The 16,349-nt window shown below is 67.8% G+C and carries 16 protein-coding genes; 4 read left to right on the top strand and 12 right to left on the bottom strand.

Annotated elements, in window-relative coordinates:
- Nucleotides 1–55 precede the first annotated feature (55 nt).
- The 4 genes from FHR20_RS19725 to FHR20_RS19710 all read right to left on the bottom strand — a co-directional run bounded on the left by FHR20_RS19725 (nt 56) and on the right by FHR20_RS19710 (nt 6,852).
- Entirely contained in the window at nt 56–1,036 is a 981-nt protein-coding gene (locus FHR20_RS19725) for an agmatine deiminase family protein (RefSeq protein ID WP_167301327.1), read from the bottom strand.
- Nucleotides 1,037–1,055: 19 nt separating this feature from the next.
- Entirely contained in the window at nt 1,056–2,675 is a 1,620-nt protein-coding gene (locus tag FHR20_RS19720) for a M28 family metallopeptidase (protein WP_167301326.1), read from the bottom strand.
- Between the two features lie 132 nt (nt 2,676–2,807).
- Nucleotides 2,808–4,247, bottom strand: coding sequence for a CehA/McbA family metallohydrolase (locus FHR20_RS19715; RefSeq protein WP_167301325.1), 1,440 nt, complete (start codon nt 4,245–4,247; stop codon nt 2,808–2,810).
- Nucleotides 4,248–4,347: 100 nt separating this feature from the next.
- The gene (locus tag FHR20_RS19710; protein WP_167301324.1) at nt 4,348–6,852 is read right to left on the bottom strand and encodes a TonB-dependent receptor; all 2,505 of its coding nucleotides are present in this window, start codon (nt 6,850–6,852) and stop codon (nt 4,348–4,350) included.
- Between the two features lie 259 nt (nt 6,853–7,111).
- Between FHR20_RS19710 and FHR20_RS19705 the strand changes: the two genes are divergently transcribed.
- Complete coding sequence (locus tag FHR20_RS19705) at nt 7,112–9,097, top strand: alpha/beta hydrolase family protein (RefSeq protein WP_167301323.1); 1,986 nt, start codon at nt 7,112–7,114, stop codon at nt 9,095–9,097.
- 12 nt (nt 9,098–9,109) lie between these two features.
- Here FHR20_RS19705 and FHR20_RS19700 read toward each other — a convergent pair whose 3' ends face one another.
- Together FHR20_RS19700 and rpsD are read right to left on the bottom strand one after the other, a co-directional pair.
- Entirely contained in the window at nt 9,110–9,877 is a 768-nt protein-coding gene (locus FHR20_RS19700; protein ID WP_167301322.1) for a nucleotidyltransferase domain-containing protein, read from the bottom strand.
- Between the two features lie 213 nt (nt 9,878–10,090).
- Nucleotides 10,091–10,705: a 30S ribosomal protein S4 gene (gene rpsD / locus FHR20_RS19695; RefSeq protein ID WP_086128258.1), complete on the bottom strand. Its 615-nt coding sequence runs from the start codon at nt 10,703–10,705 to the stop codon at nt 10,091–10,093.
- Between the two features lie 178 nt (nt 10,706–10,883).
- Between rpsD and FHR20_RS19690 the strand changes: the two genes are divergently transcribed.
- On the top strand, nt 10,884–11,186 hold the full coding sequence (locus tag FHR20_RS19690) for a chorismate mutase (RefSeq protein WP_167301321.1): 303 nt from the start codon (nt 10,884–10,886) through the stop codon (nt 11,184–11,186).
- Nucleotides 11,187–11,247: 61 nt separating this feature from the next.
- Here the strand turns inward: FHR20_RS19690 and FHR20_RS19685 are convergent, their stop codons facing one another.
- The 5 genes from FHR20_RS19685 to rpiB form a co-directional block, all read right to left on the bottom strand.
- Nucleotides 11,248–11,520: a hypothetical protein gene (locus tag FHR20_RS19685; RefSeq protein ID WP_167301320.1), complete on the bottom strand. Its 273-nt coding sequence runs from the start codon at nt 11,518–11,520 to the stop codon at nt 11,248–11,250.
- 85 nt (nt 11,521–11,605) lie between these two features.
- A complete protein-coding gene (locus FHR20_RS19680) occupies nt 11,606–12,331 on the bottom strand; it encodes an RNA methyltransferase (protein ID WP_167301319.1) in 726 nt (241 codons plus the stop codon).
- On the bottom strand, nt 12,328–12,789 hold the full coding sequence (nrdR, locus tag FHR20_RS19675) for a transcriptional regulator NrdR (RefSeq protein WP_167301318.1): 462 nt from the start codon (nt 12,787–12,789) through the stop codon (nt 12,328–12,330). The genes FHR20_RS19680 and nrdR overlap by 4 nt, the downstream gene beginning before the upstream one ends.
- A 124-nt stretch (nt 12,790–12,913) precedes the next feature.
- A complete protein-coding gene (glyA, locus tag FHR20_RS19670; RefSeq protein WP_167301317.1) occupies nt 12,914–14,224 on the bottom strand; it encodes a serine hydroxymethyltransferase in 1,311 nt (436 codons plus the stop codon).
- Nucleotides 14,221–14,673, bottom strand: coding sequence for a ribose 5-phosphate isomerase B (rpiB, locus tag FHR20_RS19665; RefSeq protein WP_167301316.1), 453 nt, complete (start codon nt 14,671–14,673; stop codon nt 14,221–14,223). Before rpiB ends, glyA begins: the two co-directional genes overlap by 4 nt.
- A 58-nt stretch (nt 14,674–14,731) precedes the next feature.
- Between rpiB and FHR20_RS19660 the strand changes: the two genes are divergently transcribed.
- Together FHR20_RS19660 and FHR20_RS19655 are read left to right on the top strand one after the other, a co-directional pair.
- On the top strand, nt 14,732–14,983 hold the full coding sequence (locus FHR20_RS19660) for a hypothetical protein (RefSeq protein ID WP_167301315.1): 252 nt from the start codon (nt 14,732–14,734) through the stop codon (nt 14,981–14,983).
- A complete protein-coding gene (locus tag FHR20_RS19655) occupies nt 14,983–15,456 on the top strand; it encodes a hypothetical protein (RefSeq protein ID WP_167301314.1) in 474 nt (157 codons plus the stop codon). Before FHR20_RS19660 ends, FHR20_RS19655 begins: the two co-directional genes overlap by 1 nt.
- Nucleotides 15,457–15,499: 43 nt before the next feature.
- Here FHR20_RS19655 and FHR20_RS19650 read toward each other — a convergent pair whose 3' ends face one another.
- A complete protein-coding gene (locus FHR20_RS19650; RefSeq protein ID WP_167301313.1) occupies nt 15,500–16,327 on the bottom strand; it encodes a LytTR family DNA-binding domain-containing protein in 828 nt (275 codons plus the stop codon).
- Nucleotides 16,328–16,349: the final 22 nt, after the last annotated feature.

Here is a 16,349-nt window from a genome sequence, read left to right as displayed (position 1 = left end):
ATGGCGGCCCCCGGCGCGAGGCCGGGGGAAGCCCCATCCTATGCTATGGCCCCCCTCAAGCCGCCGGGATCTGCTGGCTGATGCAGTGGAAGCTGCCGCCGCCGGTCAGGATATGATCGGCGCGCTGGCCGATGATCGCTCGCCCGGGGAAGAGCCTGGCCAGCATGTCGACCGCCGCCTGGTCGTTTTCCTGGCCGTAGAGCGGCACCACCACCGCGGCATTGCCGATATAGAAGTTCATGTAGCTCGCCGGAATGATCTCCTCATCCTCGTTGAGCACCCGGCCCGGCGAGGGGAAGCGCACCACTTCAACGCCGGCACGCTCGGCGCGCGCGGCGGCATCCTGGTAAATGCGCCAATTGGGGTCGTTCTCGGCGCCCTCCGGAACCAGCAGCCGGTTGGGGCCGATGAACCGGGCGAGATTGTCGACATGGCCGTCGGTATGGTCGTTGAGCAGCCCGTCGCCCAGCCACAGCACCTGGGTATAGCCCAGGTCCTTGCGCAGCATTTCCTCGACATCGGCCTTGCTCAGCTGCGGGTTGCGATTGCGGTTGAGCAGGCATTGCTCGGTGGTGACGACGAGGCCGGTGCCGTCGCCATCGATCGCGCCGCCCTCGAGGATCCAGCCATGGTCCTCGACGTGCATCCGGGCGCGCTCGGCCAGGCGATGGCCGATATCGTCATCGCCTTCGAGATCATATTTGCCGCCCCAGCCGTTGAACCGGAAGTCGTGCGCGGTGCCGTCGCCGCCGATGATCGCGGCGGTGTCGCGCAGCCAGATGTCGCCGAACGGCTCCACCACCACCTTGGCGGAATTCCCCGCCAGGGTACGGGCGGCCTTGGCGGATTCTTCGTTGGCGGCGACCAGGATCACCTGTTCGCCCTTGCCCTCGGCGTGCACCGCCTTGCCGAAGGCGGCGACTTCCAGCCGGGCGGAGGCCAGGTCTTCGAGCCAGAGTTCGGGATGGCTGGGAAAGCCGATCCACACGGCGTGATGATGCGCCCATTCGGGCTTGGGGGGAGGCGGAATCGTCATTCCGCCCCCATAATCCCGTTCACTGCCCGGCGCGAGACTTGTCGCGGATCGCGCGGAATTCGGCGGTCGGATACCAGTTTGGCCAGGCGCTGCCGTCGGCCAGCTGGCGGCCAAGGCCGTAATAGACGTTGAGGTCGGAGACCGCGCCGCTCCAGTCCCAGCTGGGATCATATTCGTCCTGGGGCTTGTGATAGCGGTTCTGGGTATAATCCTTGGCGGCCCGCTCGCCGGCTTCCTTGCCGCCGTTCACCAGATCGTCGCCGCTCTCGCCATAGAGCATCGGCACACCCAGCTTGGCGAAGCTGAAATGGTCGGAACGGTAATAGCCGCCCGCCTCGGGCCGTTCCTCGGGGACGATCACCCGGCCCTCGGCGGCGACGATGGGCTTCACCAGGTCCTCGAGCTCGGACTTGCCGGCGCCGACCAGCACGAAATCCCTGGTCTTTCCAATGACGTTGAGCGAATCCATATTCACTCCGCCCACCGTCCTGGCGAGCGGATAGACCGGGTTCTCGGCGTAGAACTTGCTGCCCAGCAGGCCCGATTCCTCGGCCGTGACGGCCAGGAAGACGATGCTGCGCCGGGCCGGGCCCGCTTTCGCATGGGCTTCCGCCAGCGCGACCAGCCCGCCGATGCCGGAGGCATTGTCGACCGCGCCGTTGCAGATGTCGTCCCCCTTCACCGCGTCGCAGCGGCCAAGATGGTCCCAATGGGCCGAATAGAGCACCACTTCGTCGGGCTTGCCGGCGCCGGGCAGGATGCCGACCACATTCTTCGACGCCTGGCGCCGGATCGAATTGTCCCAGCTGACGGAAGCCTTCACGCCGAGCGGCACGGCCTTGAAGCCCTGCTTCGTCGCAGCGGCGGCGAGGGCATCGAAATCCTTGCCCGCCGCGGCGAACAGCGCCTTGGCCTTGTCGAGCTGCATCCAGCCGATCGCCTGGCTCTGGTCCATGTGATCGCCGGGGGTGTCCTGCTCGAGCTGGGGGCCGGTCCAGGAGGATTGGACGACGCCCCAGGGATAGGAGGCCGGGAAACTGTCATGCACGATGATCGCGGCAGCCGCGCCCTGGCGGGCGGCTTCCTCGAACTTGTAGGTCCATCGGCCATAATAGGTCATCGCCCGGCCCTCGAACAAACCCTTGGCATCAGGGGCCTGATAGTCGGGATCGTTGACCAGGATGACGACCGTCTTCCCCTTCACGTCCAGGCCGGCATAGTCGTTCCAGCCGCGCTCGGGCGCGTTGATGCCATAGCCGACGAACACCACGTCGCTGTCCTTGATCGCGACCTTGGGGACCACGCGGTACGTGCCGATCACCATGTCCTTGCGATAGTCGAGGCTGACCGGCGCCTTGCCGCCGGTGAAGACGAGCGGCTGGACATTGCCGGCGGTGAGCTCGACCAGCGGCACGTCCTGGGTCCACTTGCCCTTGTTGCCCGGCTTCAATCCGGCCCTTTCGAAGCGCTGGACGATATAGGCGATCGTCTTGTCCTCCGCCGGGGTGGTCGGCGCGCGCCCCTCATAGGCATCGGAGGACAATTCCCTGGTCACCTCCTTCATCGTCTCGACCGGGATGGTCTGGGCATTGGCCGCGGTGCCCGCGAGCAGCAGGGCAGCGGTGAGCAGGTGACGCATGGGATCCCCTTTGCGGAATGGTATCGCGCGAATGTTGGCAAGGGTTGCGCGGGATCGCAATGCGCGGCGCCATGGTAGCGATACTATGAAACACCGTCGCGGCGGGGAATCGCGGGGACGAAGCGGAGCGCCCTAGCGGCACACCACATAGATCGGGTTGCCGACGAGCAGGAGCTTGCCGCCCTCCGTCGTCACGTTGACTGCGACCCAGCCACAGGCGGCCTTGCGATCGAGCCGGAAGGCAACCGCCGGCCCGACCGGCAGCGACTGCACTTCGGCGCCATTGGCGACCAGCACCGCCCTGCCCGCCGCGACGCCGGCGATCGTCGCGGTGACGTCGATCCTCGCGCCGGCGGCGATCGTCTCGCCCATCGCCGCGCGGCTGCGGCCCGAAGCGGCCGTCACGTCGAGCATCCGGTCGCGCGTACCCTCGACGTCGATGAAGACGCGGCCGGCACGGATGCCCGCCAGGATCGCCGGGGTGGAGAGTTCGGCGGCATGGACCACGGTGGTCGGGCGGCCGATCGGGGCGCGGCCGGCCTGGGCATCGGGATCGTGATTGTCGCTGCCGCCGATGCCGGCGAGGCGATTGCCCGCATTCAACCGCTTGTACCAGAAGCCGATGCCCGAGAGCGGCGTGTCGACCGTATTGGCGTTGATCGCCTCGACCGCGGCGATGCCCGTCCAGTCGGTATCCGGCCAGATCCAGCCGCAGCCCATACAGGCCTCGCCCGAGGGCAGCGCCGGATGGTTGATCGAGAGGATCGCGCCGGCCTCCGCCACGGCCTTCTCCACTGCGGCGACATTGGGGACGCCGGGCGTGCCGATGCGGAAATCGACCCAGCGATCGAGGCCGATCGCATTGGCATGGCCGCCAAAGGTGGTGATCTCGGTCCCCGGGATCAGCAGGATGTCGTCATAATAGGGCTGGAGCTCGCGCAGCCCCGCGAAATGCGCGACGGTGTTGTGATCGGTGACCGCGACGAAATCGAGGCCGGCACGCGCGGCGGCGTCGACGGTGCGGAAGAGCGGGCACGGCACCTTCCTGCCCGCCTTGCTGGTGCAGCTGCCATCCGAATGGGCATCGTGCATGTGGAGATCGCCGCGGAACCAGCCGGGGCCGGTCCGGACCGGGCCGTCGGCAATCGCGGCGCTGGCGTTGCGGACGGCACCGCGATCGAGGAAGACCTCGAGCCGATAGGGGCTGCGCGCATCCTTGCGGGCATTGGGCACGCCGAGCTGGACGTGCCAGCGGCCCGCGGGCAGCGCGCCGGGGAGATAGCCGGGCGAGGCGTCGCTGGCCGCGATGGTGAAACGGTCGCGCGTGCCGCCGCTCCAGCCGCGGAAGCGCTCGGGATCGAACAGGCCGAGATCGACGACCGTCCGGTTCGCCTTGTCATAGCTGAGGCGCACAGTGATGCGCCGGGTCCCGTCGGGCACGTCGAAGGGGATCTGCTTGTAGGTCTCGTGATCCGCGCCGGTGATCTCGCCGGTCATCACCTGGTCCGCCTGCTGCGCATATGCGGGCGCGTGGACGAGGAGGAGGCAGAGCGCGATCAGCAAGCGGAGCATGGGGCAATCCCTTGGAGGAGGACCGTCAGGGGGATCAGGAACGGAGAGATTGGGCGGGAAATGGGGGAAGAGGAAGATACGCCTCCCCTTCCCCCGGCACTCAGAACGAGAAGTCGACCGCGAAGCGGATGTTGCGGCCCACGATCGGGCGGCCGATGAACAGCAGGTCGTTGGCCTGGCCGCTGGTCAGCTCGCCCGCGCGCGGATTGCCTTCGGTAAGGCCGATCGTGTTGGTGAGGTTGTCGCCATAGGCCCAGAGGCGGATGTTCTTGGTCAGGCCCAGGCTGACGCTGGCATTGATCACCGTATAGGCCGGCAGCTTCGAGGTGTTCGCCGCATCGGCATAGCGGTCGCCATAATGCTCGACGTCCATCTGCGCACGCAGGCGCCCGTCGAACAGCGTCACCGCCGGCGTGGCCCGCAGCGAGAGCTTGGGCACGCGCAGCAGCTGGTTGCCCGAATAGTCGCGCGCGACCAGGCCGCCCGACGTGTTCTCGTTGTAGCGCAGGTTGCGGAAGGTCGGCTCCTGGATGGTCGCCTGGACGGTGAAGTCGAACCACTTGACCGGGCGCAGCGTCGCCTCGAGCTCGACGCCATAGGCACGCGTGTCGGTATAGACCGTCTGCTGGATGACGCCGGTGGCCGGCGGCGGCGCGAAGACGAAATTGCCGATCGAATAGGAGTCGTAGTCGGTCAGGAAGCCGGTGGCATAGATGCTGATCAGCGGAGTGGAGAGCTTGAGCCCGCCTTCCCACATGTTGATGCCCTGGATCACCGGCGTCGCGGTGGCGCTGGTGATGAAGCTGCCGACGCTCGGCATGCGGAAGGCGTGCGTGTAGCGCGCGAACACGCCGCCGACCCTGGCGAACTGCCAGTCGATGCCGGCGGTGTAGCCGATATCGTCGAACTTGCGATCGAAGTTGGTGAACACGCCGTTGCCGGTCAGCACCGTGTCGTCCGCCAGCGTGGTGGGATCGCCCAGATTGACCGTCTTCTGGCCTTCCTGCGCGCCGTTGGCCTTCATCTGCTCCCAGCGGATACCGCCGTCGAAGCGCAGCGTCGGCGTGATCTGCCACTCGTCCGATGCATAGAGCGCGATCGTCGTCTGGCTGCCGGTGCCGTTGGCGAATTCCGAGCCGTAGCGGGCGACGCCATTCCTGGTCAGCGCGCCGACGACGGTGCCGGCGGCGTTGACCGCGACCACGTCGAGCAGGCGCGAATTGTTCGACACGTCCTGCACGGTCGAGGCCGAGTAGCGGCTGAAGGTCTCGTCGATGTTCGCATAATAGAAACCGAACGCGAAATCATGCGTGCCCGCGGCTTCGAACTTGTGGGCGATGCGGAAGTCGTTGAGGAACTCGCGCTCCCAGACGGTCACCGGACGGGCGGCGTTGATGAAGATGTCGCCATTGCCGTTCTGGTTGGCGACGTTGAACGCCTGGCCGTTGTCGGCATAGCGGATCTGCACGTCGGTCGCGCCCGGGAAGGCGCCGAGCAGCGCCGCGCGGTTCGCCGCGAGGAAGGCCGCCGCGGTGTTGACCGAAGTCGGGTAGACCCCGTTGCGGACCGTGTAGCTGTCGCGATAGCGCATGCCGTTGGTGAGCTTCCAGCCCGGCGCGAACTCGTAATCGGTGAGGATCGAGCCCTGGTCGAGACGGATGTCGGTGCCCTTGGTGTTGTCGAAATTGACGATGCCGGTGGCGCTGCGCAGCGAGAGCTTGGCCGAGGCGGGGCTGGCGGTGGTGCCGTAATGCGGATCGAAGCCCGGCAGGCCGACGATCTTGCCCTTGCCGTCCTTGGTCAGCGGGATGCCGGTGTAGAAGATCGCGTTGTCGTCGAGATGCTTGTAGCTGAAGGTCAGCGAGCCGCCGTCGAATTCCTTGACGAGGTCGGCGCGGACCTGGCCGCCCTTGTTGCCGGTGAAGCCGGGATCGCGGACGCCCTGCTCGCTGCGATAGAAGCCGCCGACGCCGAGCTTGAGGCCGTCGGCCAGCGGCGCGCCGATCCAGCCGTCGAAACGGTAGAGCTCGGCAGTGGGGCCATAGAGGACGCGGGCGTTGCCGGTGATCGAATCGCCGGCGCGGCGGGTGATGTAGTTGACCACGCCGCCGGGGGCGTTCGAATAGAAGACCGACGACGGGCCGCCGCGGACGACTTCGATCCGGTCGATCGATTCGTCGAGACGGAAGGCCTGGTCGGCGTTCAGATAGCCGAGCGCGGGATCGTGCTGCACGGGCAGGCCGTCCTCGAGCAGGTTGATCGAACCGAAGCCGTCGACCGGAATGCCGCGCGCGCGGACATTGCCCGAGCCTTCGCCGCCCGAGGCCTCGACCCAGAAACCGGGGACCGACTTCAGCGTCTCGGTCACGCTCGACGGCGCGCGCGAGCGGATCATGTCGTTCGACAGGGTGGTGACGGCGTAGCTGGTGTCGAGCTTGGTGCGCTCGCCGGCGCCGGCGCGGCCGGTGACGACGATCTCCTCGTCGGGCGTGGCGGCGCCGGTGGCCGGGCTGGCGGCTTCCTGTGCCTGGGCGAGCGCCGGAACGCTCGCCGTCAACAGGAGGGCGGTGAAGCTGGTGCGCGTCAGCATATGGCTGATCTGCATTGGTAATCCCCTTTCGCATGGACAGCGCAGGCTGCTGCCGGGGCGCGCTAGGCGCCTGCTGTTGCGATTGGACGGCTTGGAGAAGACACCGAAATGAAGCTATTTGTTCGGAAAAATGACAGCGATTTCCGATGTGCATGGGGCCAGTCGCGAGAGGCATGGGGCAGAGCCCATGCCGCGGACTATGCAGCACCAGGGATCGGGTGGATTGCCAAAGTGCGCGCGCCGGCTAGGCTGCCGTCCGAAAAGGGGGGGATTCATGAAATATTTCGTTCGCGCGGCGCTGCTCGCCGCCTCGGCCGTGCCCGCGCTCGCTTCGGCGCAGAGCGAGGATGCGCGCAATTTCGGCGCGCGCGAGTTCGTGCAGCAGATCAGCCTGTCGCCCGACGGCACCCAGGTGGCGATGATCCAGCCGATGCCCGGGCACGGCGCGGGGCTGGTGGTCGCCAATGTGCAGACCGGCGCGAGCAAGGTGGTGCTTACCGCGAGCGGCGAGCCCGATCAGCTCACCAGCTGCCGCTGGGCCAGTTCGACGCGGATCGTGTGCAACATCTACATCATCGAGCAGCTCGACCAGAAGCTCGCCTTCACCCGGATGGTCTCGCTCAACGCCGATGGATCGGACCTCAAGCTGCTGAGCAAGCGGGGCAGCGCGACCGCGCTCGACATCGTCCAGTCGGGTGGGGACATCATCGACTGGGGCCCGGACGGATCGAACGGATCGGTGCTGATGACGAGCATGTCCGTCCCCGAATATTCCACCGGCACCCACCTCGCCAACACGCGCGAGGGGATGGGGGTGGAGCTGGTCGACGCGACGACGCTCAAGCGCAGGAGCGTCGAGCTGCCGCGGGGCGGCGCCAGCGAGTATATCAGCGACGGGCACGGCAATGTCCGCGTCCTGGGCGTGGCGGAGACTCGCGGCACGGGGATGAGCACCGGCCGCTACACCTATAGCTATCGCACGTCCGACAGCCGCGAATGGAAGAAGCTGGGCGAACTCGTCGCCGACGGTGTCGGCGGCTATGCCGGCTTCAACCCCTATGCCGTCGATCGCGACGCCAACATCGTCTACGGCTTCGACGGCAAGGACGGGCGGATGGCGCTCTACAGCATCGCGCTGGACGGCAACCTCACCCGCAAGCTGGTGTTCGCGCATCCCCAGGTCGATGTCGACGGGCTGATCCGCATCGGCCGGCAGCGGCGCGTGGTCGGCGTGAGCTACGCCACCGACAAGCGCAACACCGAATTCTTCGACCCCGAGCTGCAGAAGCTGCGCACCGCGCTCGGCAAGGCGCTGCCCGGCAAGCCGTTGGTGACGTTCGTCGACGCGACCGCGGACGAGAAGAAGCTGCTGCTGTTCGCCGGCGGCGACACCGATCCGGGCACCTATTATCTCTACGACAAGACCAGCCGGCAGCTCGCCGAAGTGATGCCGTTGCGGCCGGGGCTGGCCAAGACCAGCCTGTCGCCGATGCGGGCGGTGACCTTCCCGGCGGCGGACGGCACCGCGATCCCGGGCTATCTCACCCTGCCGCCGGGCAGCGACGGCAAGAACCTGCCCGCGATCGTGATGCCGCATGGCGGGCCGGGCTCGCGCGACGAATGGGGCTTCGACTGGCTGGCGCAATTCTACGCGGTGCGCGGCTTTGCGGTGCTCCAGCCCAATTTCCGCGGATCGACCGGCTATGGCGACGCCTGGTTCCAGAAGAACGGTTTCCAGTCGTGGCGCACCGCGATCGGCGACGTCAACGATGGCGGACGCTGGCTGGTCGCCCAGGGCATCGCCGCGCCGGACAAGCTCGCGATCGTCGGCTGGTCCTATGGCGGCTATGCCGCACTGCAGAGCCCGGCCCTCGACCCCGACCTGTTCAAGGCGATCGTGGCGATCGCGCCGGTGACGGACCTGGAGGCGCTGCGAAAGGAAGCCCTGGGCTTCACCAACTACGACATGGTCAGCAAGTTCATCGGCTCGGGGCCGCATGTGAAGGAAGGCTCGCCGGCCCAGAACCCCCAGAAGATCAAGGCCCCGGTGCTGATGTTCCATGGCGACCAGGACCTGAATGTCGGGGTCGGCGAATCGCGACTGATGGCATCGAAGCTGCGCGGCGCAGGCAAGTCGGTCGAGCTGGTCGAGTTCAAGGGCCTCGACCATCAGCTCGACGACGATCGCGCCCGCACCCAGATGCTCGACAAGAGCGACGGGTTCCTGCGCACGGCGCTGAAGCTTCCCGCCAGGCCCTGAGGCCGGGAAGCCCTACGCGCCGAACCGGCCCGCCGGCGCACGCCAGGCGGGGCTGGCGACCTGGACGTCGCCGTCGAAGCGCATGCCCCCATGCGGCGCGAGTTCCCGTTCCGCGAGCGCGATGACGGCATCGGCCGTGCCCGACGCGAACAGGGCACGAAAGGCGTGGTCGAACCGCCCTGCAAGCGCGCCGTCGATCCGGGCGAGCGCGCGCGGCACCCATTTGCCCGTCGCGTTCCACTGGCCGCGCCCGCGCAGGGCCAGCTCGGCCAGCAGGGGATAGAGCAGGACGCCGATCGCCAGAGGCTCCGCCTCGCCACGGGCGCCCCGCAAGTCCTGCACGGCGTCGGTGATCGCATAGCGCAGCGCATCAAGCTGCGCGGGCGGCATGGGCGGCGGCCCCTTGGCGAGGATCCCCGCCACCGCCTCCTTCAGCCGCGCCGCCCGCTGCGGGGCGCGGCCGATCGCCGTCGCTTCGGCGATCAGGGCGAGAAGGCTGGGCCGGCCGCGCGTCGCGGCGACGTCGATCGCCCAGGCCAGCGTCTCGTCGTCATGGACGAACGCCTCCACCGGCACGCCCCCGGCGACGAAGGATTCGCGCCGCGAGGCTTCGACCCGGTCGTGGAGCACGATCAGATCCAGATCGGAATGCGCCGTGCCCTCCCCGCGCATCAGCGACCCCGCGACGAGCGCGAAGATGGCATCCGGATAGCGCGACGCCACTATGGCGCGCGCGGCCGCCAGCACCTCGGCTGGCGTGGACAGGGTCGGATCGATCATGCGGCATCTGTGCCGGAACCATGACGGCCGGACCAGACCGGACATCCGCCATAGCGGTTCGATCCCCGCAACGAAAAAGGGCGGCCCCGCAGGACCGCCCTCCTTTCTCTCCGGATCGGCACCGCGGCAAAGCCGCGTCGTCGGTCGGCGCTCCTGGCGCCGCCGGCCGAGCCGCTGAGCATGGCCAGCTCCGGCTTGCGCCGGAGCATGGCATCAGCGGCTGTAGAACTCGACGACCAGGTTCGGTTCCATCTTCACCGGGTACGGCACCTCGTCGAGGGTCGGCACGCGGGTGAAGGTGATCTTCGAGGCGCCGTCCGGCGACACATAGTCGGGGATGTCGCGCTCGGCGAGGCTCTGCGCCTCCATCACCAGCGCCATTTCCTGCGCCTTGGCGCGCAGCGACACGGTCTGGCCCGGCTTGATGCGGCGCGAACCGATGTTGCACTTCTCGCCATCGACCAGGACGTGGCCGTGATTGACCAGCTGGCGCGCCGCGAAGATCGTCGGTGCGAACTTGGCGCGATAGACGATCATGTCGAGACGCTGCTCGAGCAGGCCGATGAGGTTCTGCGACGTATCGCCCTTCATCTTCGACGCGTCCTCATAGGCGCGCTTGAACTGCTTCTCGGTGACGTCGCCGTAATAGCCCTTGAGCTTCTGCTTGGCGCGCAGCTGGATGCCGAAGTCCGACATCTTGCCCTTGCGGCGCTGGCCGTGCTGGCCCGGGCCGTATTCGCGCTTGTTCACCGGGGACTTGGGACGGCCCCAGATGTTCTCGCCCATGCGGCGGTCGAGCTTGTACTTTGCGCTGGAACGCTTCGACATTCGTAAATCCTTGCAATCGCTAACAACGGTTTTCCCGGTATCCGCCTGCCGATCTCCCGAAAGAGGACAGGGCCACCGCTTCACCGGGGTGCGGGGCCATTGCGAAGGCGCGCGGTTAGCGGCGCGGCGCGGCCGAGTCAAGCTGGACAGCGGCGCGCCACCCGGCCAAGGAGCCGCCATGCAAGACACGATCGATCCCGAAGCCTGCACGACCATGATCGAGGTGCGTGCCGGCGTCGACGCGGTGGACGCGGCGCTGGTCCAGCTCCTCAAGCGCCGTTTCGGCTATATGGACGCCGCCGCGCGCATCAAGCCCGAGCGCAGCCATGTCCGCGACGAGGCGCGCAAGGCGCAGGTGATCGCCAATGCCCGCGCGCATGCCCGCGCCGCCGGCATTCCCGACGCGCCGATCGGCGAGATCTGGGACAGGCTGGTCGAAGCCTCGATCGCCCATGAGCTCGAGGCGTTCGACCGGCGCTGACGTGAAATGTGAGTGCGGGCATCCGCGCGGCGGCCGACGCCACCGGCGCGCGGAAATCCGCTCAGTCGTTGCTGCGCGTGGCGCCGATGCCGCCGGTGCGCCCGCCCATGTCGCGGTCCAGCTTCTCGCGGGCGTTGGTCGAACGGTCGCTCATCGCGTCCCATTCGGCCTTGGTGCGGCATTCGCGCTTGCCCATGATCGAGCCGGTCGAGATGAGCGCCCGGCAGATCTTCTTCTCGGCCTTGGGCTTCTTGTCGGCTCCGCCATCGGCATCCTGATGGGCAAGTGCCGGGGTAGCGAGAGCGAGCAACGCAAGCACGGGTACGAAACGCATCAAAAATCCCTCCCCACTCGAAAGATTCGTGCAATCTAGCGGGATTTCACAGCTGCGAAAAGCGGAAGTGTATTGCAGAGCTGTATCAGCTGCCGCGATGCCGCTTCTTCCCTTCGAGCGCCGAGAGCACGCCGCGAAGCGTGCGCAGTTCCTGGCTCGACCAGGCCGGCTTGGTGAGCAGGGTGCGCAAGGTCCGCTTGGTCGACGGCACGCGATCGGGCGGGAAATAATAGCCCGATTCCTCGAGCATCGCATCGAGCTGGCCGATCATGCCGTCGAGCTCGTCCTGCGGCGCGGGGGGATCGAGCACCTCCTGGGTCGGCTGGGCGAGGCGCACGCCCTTCGACCATTCATAGGCGACCAGGATCACCGCCTGGGCAAGGTTGAGCGAGCCGAACTCCGGATTGATCGGCACGGTGACGATGGTGCGGGCGACGGCCACGTCGTCCGTCTCCAGGCCCGAGCGCTCGGGGCCGAACAGGATCGCCGAACGCCCTTCCTCGCGGTGGATCTCGCCGGCAGCCTCCTCGGGAGTGACGACCGGCTTGGAGACTCCGCGCTTGCGCACCGTGGTGGCATAGACGTGCGCGCAATCCGCCACCGCGTCGGCGACGGTCTCGAACACCTCGGCCCGTTCCAGGACGATGTCCGCGCCGCTGGCGGCGGGGCCGGCGCTCGGATTGGGCCAGCCGTCGCGCGGAGCGACGAGGCGCAGGTCGACCAGCCCGAAATTGAGCATCGCGCGCGCTGCCTTGCCGATATTCTCGCCCAGCTGCGGGCGGACGAGGACGATGACGGGGGGCTGGCTCAACTCTTCCCCACCTCGCTCACATTGCCGGCGAATTCCTCGAAGTCCTTCGCCTCGCGGAAGTCCTTATAGACGCTGGCGAAGCGGATATAGGCCACCGAATCCAGGCCCTTGAGCCCTTCCATCACCAGCTCGCCGATCTTCTGCGAGGGGATTTCGGTGTCGCCGGCCGTCTCGAGCTGGCGCTGGATGCCGGAGACCAGCTTCTCGATCTGCATCGCGTTGACCGGCCGCTTGCGGGTGGCGACCGAGATCGAGCGGACCAGCTTGTCGCGGTCGAACGGCTCGCGCTTGTCCTCGCTCTTGAGCACGGTCAGCTCGCGCAGCTGGATGCGTTCGAACGTGGTGAAGCGCGCGGCACAGGCCTCGCACTGGCGCCGGCGGCGGATCGCCGCCCCGTCTTCGGTGGGGCGGCTGTCCTTTACCTGGCTGTCTTCATGTCCGCAGAAGGGGCAGCGCATCTATTGCTCCTGACGGAGAAGCGGTGCCAGCCCGCTCCCCCACCCGGCCACCCATAGAATACCCTGCCGGTGGGTGGCCGGGTGGGGGAGCGGGCTGGCGCCGAACGCGCGGAAGCGCATCAAATCAAAGCTCCGGATAGATGGGGAAGCGCTCGCACAGCGCGCGGACGCGCTCGCGGACATTGTGCTCGACCTGGGCGTCGCCCTGCTCGCCATTCTTCTTCAGCCCGTCGAGCACGTCGGCGACCATGTTGCCGATCTCGCGGAACTCGGCGGGTCCGAAGCCGCGGGTGGTGCCCGCCGGCGAGCCGACGCGGATGCCGCTGGTCTTGACCGGGGGCAGCGGATCGTTGGGGATGCCGTTCTTGTTGCAGGTGATCGCCGCGCGCTCCAGCGCCTCGTCGGCGTCCTTGCCGGTGACGCCCAGCGGGGTGAGGTCGATCAGCGCCAGATGCGTGTCGGTGCCGCCCGAGACCACCGCCGCGCCGCGCTCCTTGAGCGTCGCCGCCAGGATCTTGGCGTTCTCGACGATCGCCGCCGCATAGCTCTTGAACTCGGGCTGGAGCGCCTCGCCGAACGCGACTGCCTTGGCGGCGATGACGTGCATCAGCGGGCCGCCCTGCAGGCCCGGGAACACTGCCGAGTTGATCTTCTTGGCGATCGCCTCGTCATTGGTGAACACGGCGCCGCCGCGCGGGCCGCGCAGCGTCTTGTGGGTGGTGGTGGTGACGACATGGGCGTGGCCGAAGGGCGTCGGGTGCACGCCGCCGGCGACCAGGCCGGCGAAGTGCGCCATGTCGACCATGAAGATCGCGTCCACTTCATCGGCGATCGCGCGAAAACGCGCGAAGTCGATATGGCGCGGATAGGCCGAGCCGCCGGTGATGATCAGCTTGGGGCGCGTCTCGCGAGCGATCCGGGCAACCTCGTCATAGTCGATCAGGTGCGTGTCCGGGGTGACGCCGTACTGGACCGCGTTGAACCACTTGCCCGACATCGCCGCGCGGGCGCCATGCGTCAGATGGCCGCCCGAATCGAGGCTGAGGCCCATGATCGTGTCGCCGGGCTTGACCATGGCGAGCATGACCGCGCCATTGGCCTGCGCGCCCGAGTGCGGCTGGACATTGGCATATTCGCAGCCGAACAGCTGCTTGGCGCGATCGATCGCCAGCTGCTCGACTTCGTCCGACGGGTGGCAGCCCTGATAATAGCGCTTGCCGGGATAGCCCTCGGCATATTTGTTGGTGAAGACCGAGCCCTGGGCTTCCAGCACCGCCTTGGAGACGATGTTCTCCGAGGCGATCAGCTCGATCTGATATTGCTCGCGCTTCAGCTCATGCTGCACGCCGGCGAAGACCGCGGGATCCGCCTCGGCGAGCGAGCGGGTGAAATAGCCATCGGGCTGGGCGCCCAGGTTCACGGGGTTGGTGCTCATGCAGGGGTCCCTTCAGGATGGCTGAGCTTGTCGACCCGACGCTGGTGGCGTTCGCCGAGAAACTCGGTTGCGAGGAAAGTGGTGATGCACGCCTTGGCCATCTCGATCCCGACGAGACGGGCACCCAGCGCGACGACGTTCGCATCGTTGTGCTGGCGGGCGAGGCTGGCCGAGAGCGGCTCGGAGACGAGCGCGCAACGGGCGGCGGGATTGCGATTCACCGCGATCGAGATGCCGATGCCCGAGCCGCACAGCGCGACGCCGCGTGCCGCGCGGCCGTCCTCGATCGCCTTGGCCAGGCGATAGCCATAGTCGGGATAGTCGACGCTCTCCGGTCCGCTGGTGCCGAGATCGAGCACTTCATGCCCTTCGTTACGCAACCATTCGACGAGTTCTGCCTTCATGGCGTAGGCGGCATGATCCGAGGCGATAGCGATGCTGTGCGACATGCGCGCTCCCCTACGCCGCAAGGAACCTGCTGGCTAGACCGACTATTCGGAGAGAGACATGCGCAAGACGATTTTCACCCTGCTTCCGGTGCTGGCCCTGGGCCTCGCAGCCTGCTCGCCCGGTGCCGAGAGCAATTTGTCCAACTCGCTCGACCGCACCGGCGACTCGCTGGCGAACAGCATGAACGACATGGGCAACACGCTGGGCAACGCCGCCGACGATGCCGGCGCCGCGATCGGCAACACGGCCGACGATATCGGCAACCGTGCCGAGCATGTCGGCAACGCGATCGACGAGGCGACGCGCTGATGCGGCCGCTCCTGATCCTCGCGCCCGCACTGGCGCTCGCCGCGTGCAACGCCGCCGACAAGGCCGGCGATGCCACCGCCAATGCCACCGAGACCGCCGGCAATGCCGCGGTGGCGGTGGGCGGCTCCATAGCCAATGCCGTCGCCGAGGGCGCCGCCGATCTGAAGAGGGAAGTCTCCGGCAAGCCGGTGGCGCATGACGGCTGGGTCGGCCGCTGGAAGGGCGTCGAGGGCACCTATCTGGTCGTCGCCAAGGGCAAGGACGCCGGCACCTACAAGCTCGAGATGCAATATACGCTCGACGACAAGGGGAGCTTCGAGGGTAGGGGCACGCGCGACGGCATTGCCTTCGAGCGGCCGGACGGAAAGCAGGTGCTGCGCGCCAGCGACGGCGATGCGACCGGCCTGAAATATCTGGCGGGCAAGAAGGACTGCCTGACCGTGAAGTCCGGCGAAGGCTATTGCCGGGATTAGGCCTTTCCCCGACCGTCGCCCCGGCACGAGGCCGGGGTGACGGTCAGCGCGTCGCCCGCAACCATCCCCGCGCCCGCGCCGCCGCCGCATAGGTGGCGCTGACCGGCACGCTGCCGCCGCCGGCGAGGAGCAGGCGCCATTTGCGGCCGTCGCGTTCCGCGCCTTCCACCGCATCCGCCGCCGCCCACGCGCCGCGATGGACCTGGAGACCGTCGAGGCCGGCGACTTCCTCCAGCGCGTCGCCGAAACGATAATGGATCAGCGCGCTCCCGCCGTCGCGGCGGTGGATGCGGCAATAATGGTCCTCGGCCTCGATCGCCGCGAGGTCGCCGGCGGGAACCCGGGCGCGGGCGAGCAGGCCGGTATCGGCGCGTATCGGGCGCATCCGGCGCAGCATCAGCCAGGCGACAGCCCAGCAGACCGCGAAGATCCCCGTGCTGATCGCTGCCGCGCCCAGCCATACCTCCACCGGCACGGCCTGCATCTCGACGCCGACGGCACGGCCGCACAGCCAGATCTCGAACGGCAGGGGCAGGTTGAGCGGGATCGTGCCGAAGAGCGAGACGCGCGGCCAGTCGCCCGGCTTGCGCACGCCCCAGGCAAACAGCGCCTGCCATTTGAGCGCGTTCCACCCCATCAGCAGCAGCCAGAAAGCGATGCGCGTGCCGAGCGGCAATGCGCCGGTGCCGAACCCGCCGGTGACCACCATCAGCGCGGCCGCGGCCAGGCAGGCGATCCACAGCAAGGGAAAACCGGGCACCGGCGCCCGGGGCAGCGCGCGTTTCGCGAAGCCGGGCGCGCGCTTCGCGAAACCGCGCTTGCCGGCGAGGCGGGCGACGGGGCCAGTGCGGAGCGATCGGGCGGCGGGCATGGCGGAGAGGCTGCCATGCGCG

Source organism: Sphingomonas leidyi, assembly GCF_011761945.1.
GTDB classification, from domain to species: Bacteria; Pseudomonadota; Alphaproteobacteria; order Sphingomonadales; family Sphingomonadaceae; genus Sphingomonas; species Sphingomonas leidyi.
Note: the sequence above shows the minus strand (reverse complement) of the source record. Positions and strands in the feature narration are given on the sequence as shown.

Excerpts from the sequence above, each read along its gene's own strand:
- FHR20_RS19725 (WP_167301327.1), bottom strand. The coding sequence starts at position 1,036 with ATGACGATTCCGCCTCCCCCCAAGCCCGAATGGGCGCATCATCACGCC.
- FHR20_RS19720 (WP_167301326.1), bottom strand. The coding sequence starts at position 2,675 with ATGCGTCACCTGCTCACCGCTGCCCTGCTGCTCGCGGGCACCGCGGCC.
- FHR20_RS19715 (WP_167301325.1), bottom strand. The coding sequence starts at position 4,247 with ATGCTCCGCTTGCTGATCGCGCTCTGCCTCCTCCTCGTCCACGCGCCC.
- FHR20_RS19710 (WP_167301324.1), bottom strand. The coding sequence starts at position 6,852 with ATGCAGATCAGCCATATGCTGACGCGCACCAGCTTCACCGCCCTCCTG.
- FHR20_RS19705 (WP_167301323.1), top strand. The coding sequence starts at position 7,112 with ATGAAATATTTCGTTCGCGCGGCGCTGCTCGCCGCCTCGGCCGTGCCC.
- FHR20_RS19700 (WP_167301322.1), bottom strand. The coding sequence starts at position 9,877 with ATGATCGATCCGACCCTGTCCACGCCAGCCGAGGTGCTGGCGGCCGCG.
- rpsD (WP_086128258.1), bottom strand. The coding sequence starts at position 10,705 with ATGTCGAAGCGTTCCAGCGCAAAGTACAAGCTCGACCGCCGCATGGGC.
- FHR20_RS19690 (WP_167301321.1), top strand. The coding sequence starts at position 10,884 with ATGCAAGACACGATCGATCCCGAAGCCTGCACGACCATGATCGAGGTG.
- FHR20_RS19685 (WP_167301320.1), bottom strand. The coding sequence starts at position 11,520 with ATGCGTTTCGTACCCGTGCTTGCGTTGCTCGCTCTCGCTACCCCGGCA.
- nrdR (WP_167301318.1), bottom strand. The coding sequence starts at position 12,789 with ATGCGCTGCCCCTTCTGCGGACATGAAGACAGCCAGGTAAAGGACAGC.
- glyA (WP_167301317.1), bottom strand. The coding sequence starts at position 14,224 with ATGAGCACCAACCCCGTGAACCTGGGCGCCCAGCCCGATGGCTATTTC.
- rpiB (WP_167301316.1), bottom strand. The coding sequence starts at position 14,673 with ATGTCGCACAGCATCGCTATCGCCTCGGATCATGCCGCCTACGCCATG.
- FHR20_RS19660 (WP_167301315.1), top strand. The coding sequence starts at position 14,732 with ATGCGCAAGACGATTTTCACCCTGCTTCCGGTGCTGGCCCTGGGCCTC.
- FHR20_RS19655 (WP_167301314.1), top strand. The coding sequence starts at position 14,983 with ATGCGGCCGCTCCTGATCCTCGCGCCCGCACTGGCGCTCGCCGCGTGC.
- FHR20_RS19650 (WP_167301313.1), bottom strand. The coding sequence starts at position 16,327 with ATGCCCGCCGCCCGATCGCTCCGCACTGGCCCCGTCGCCCGCCTCGCC.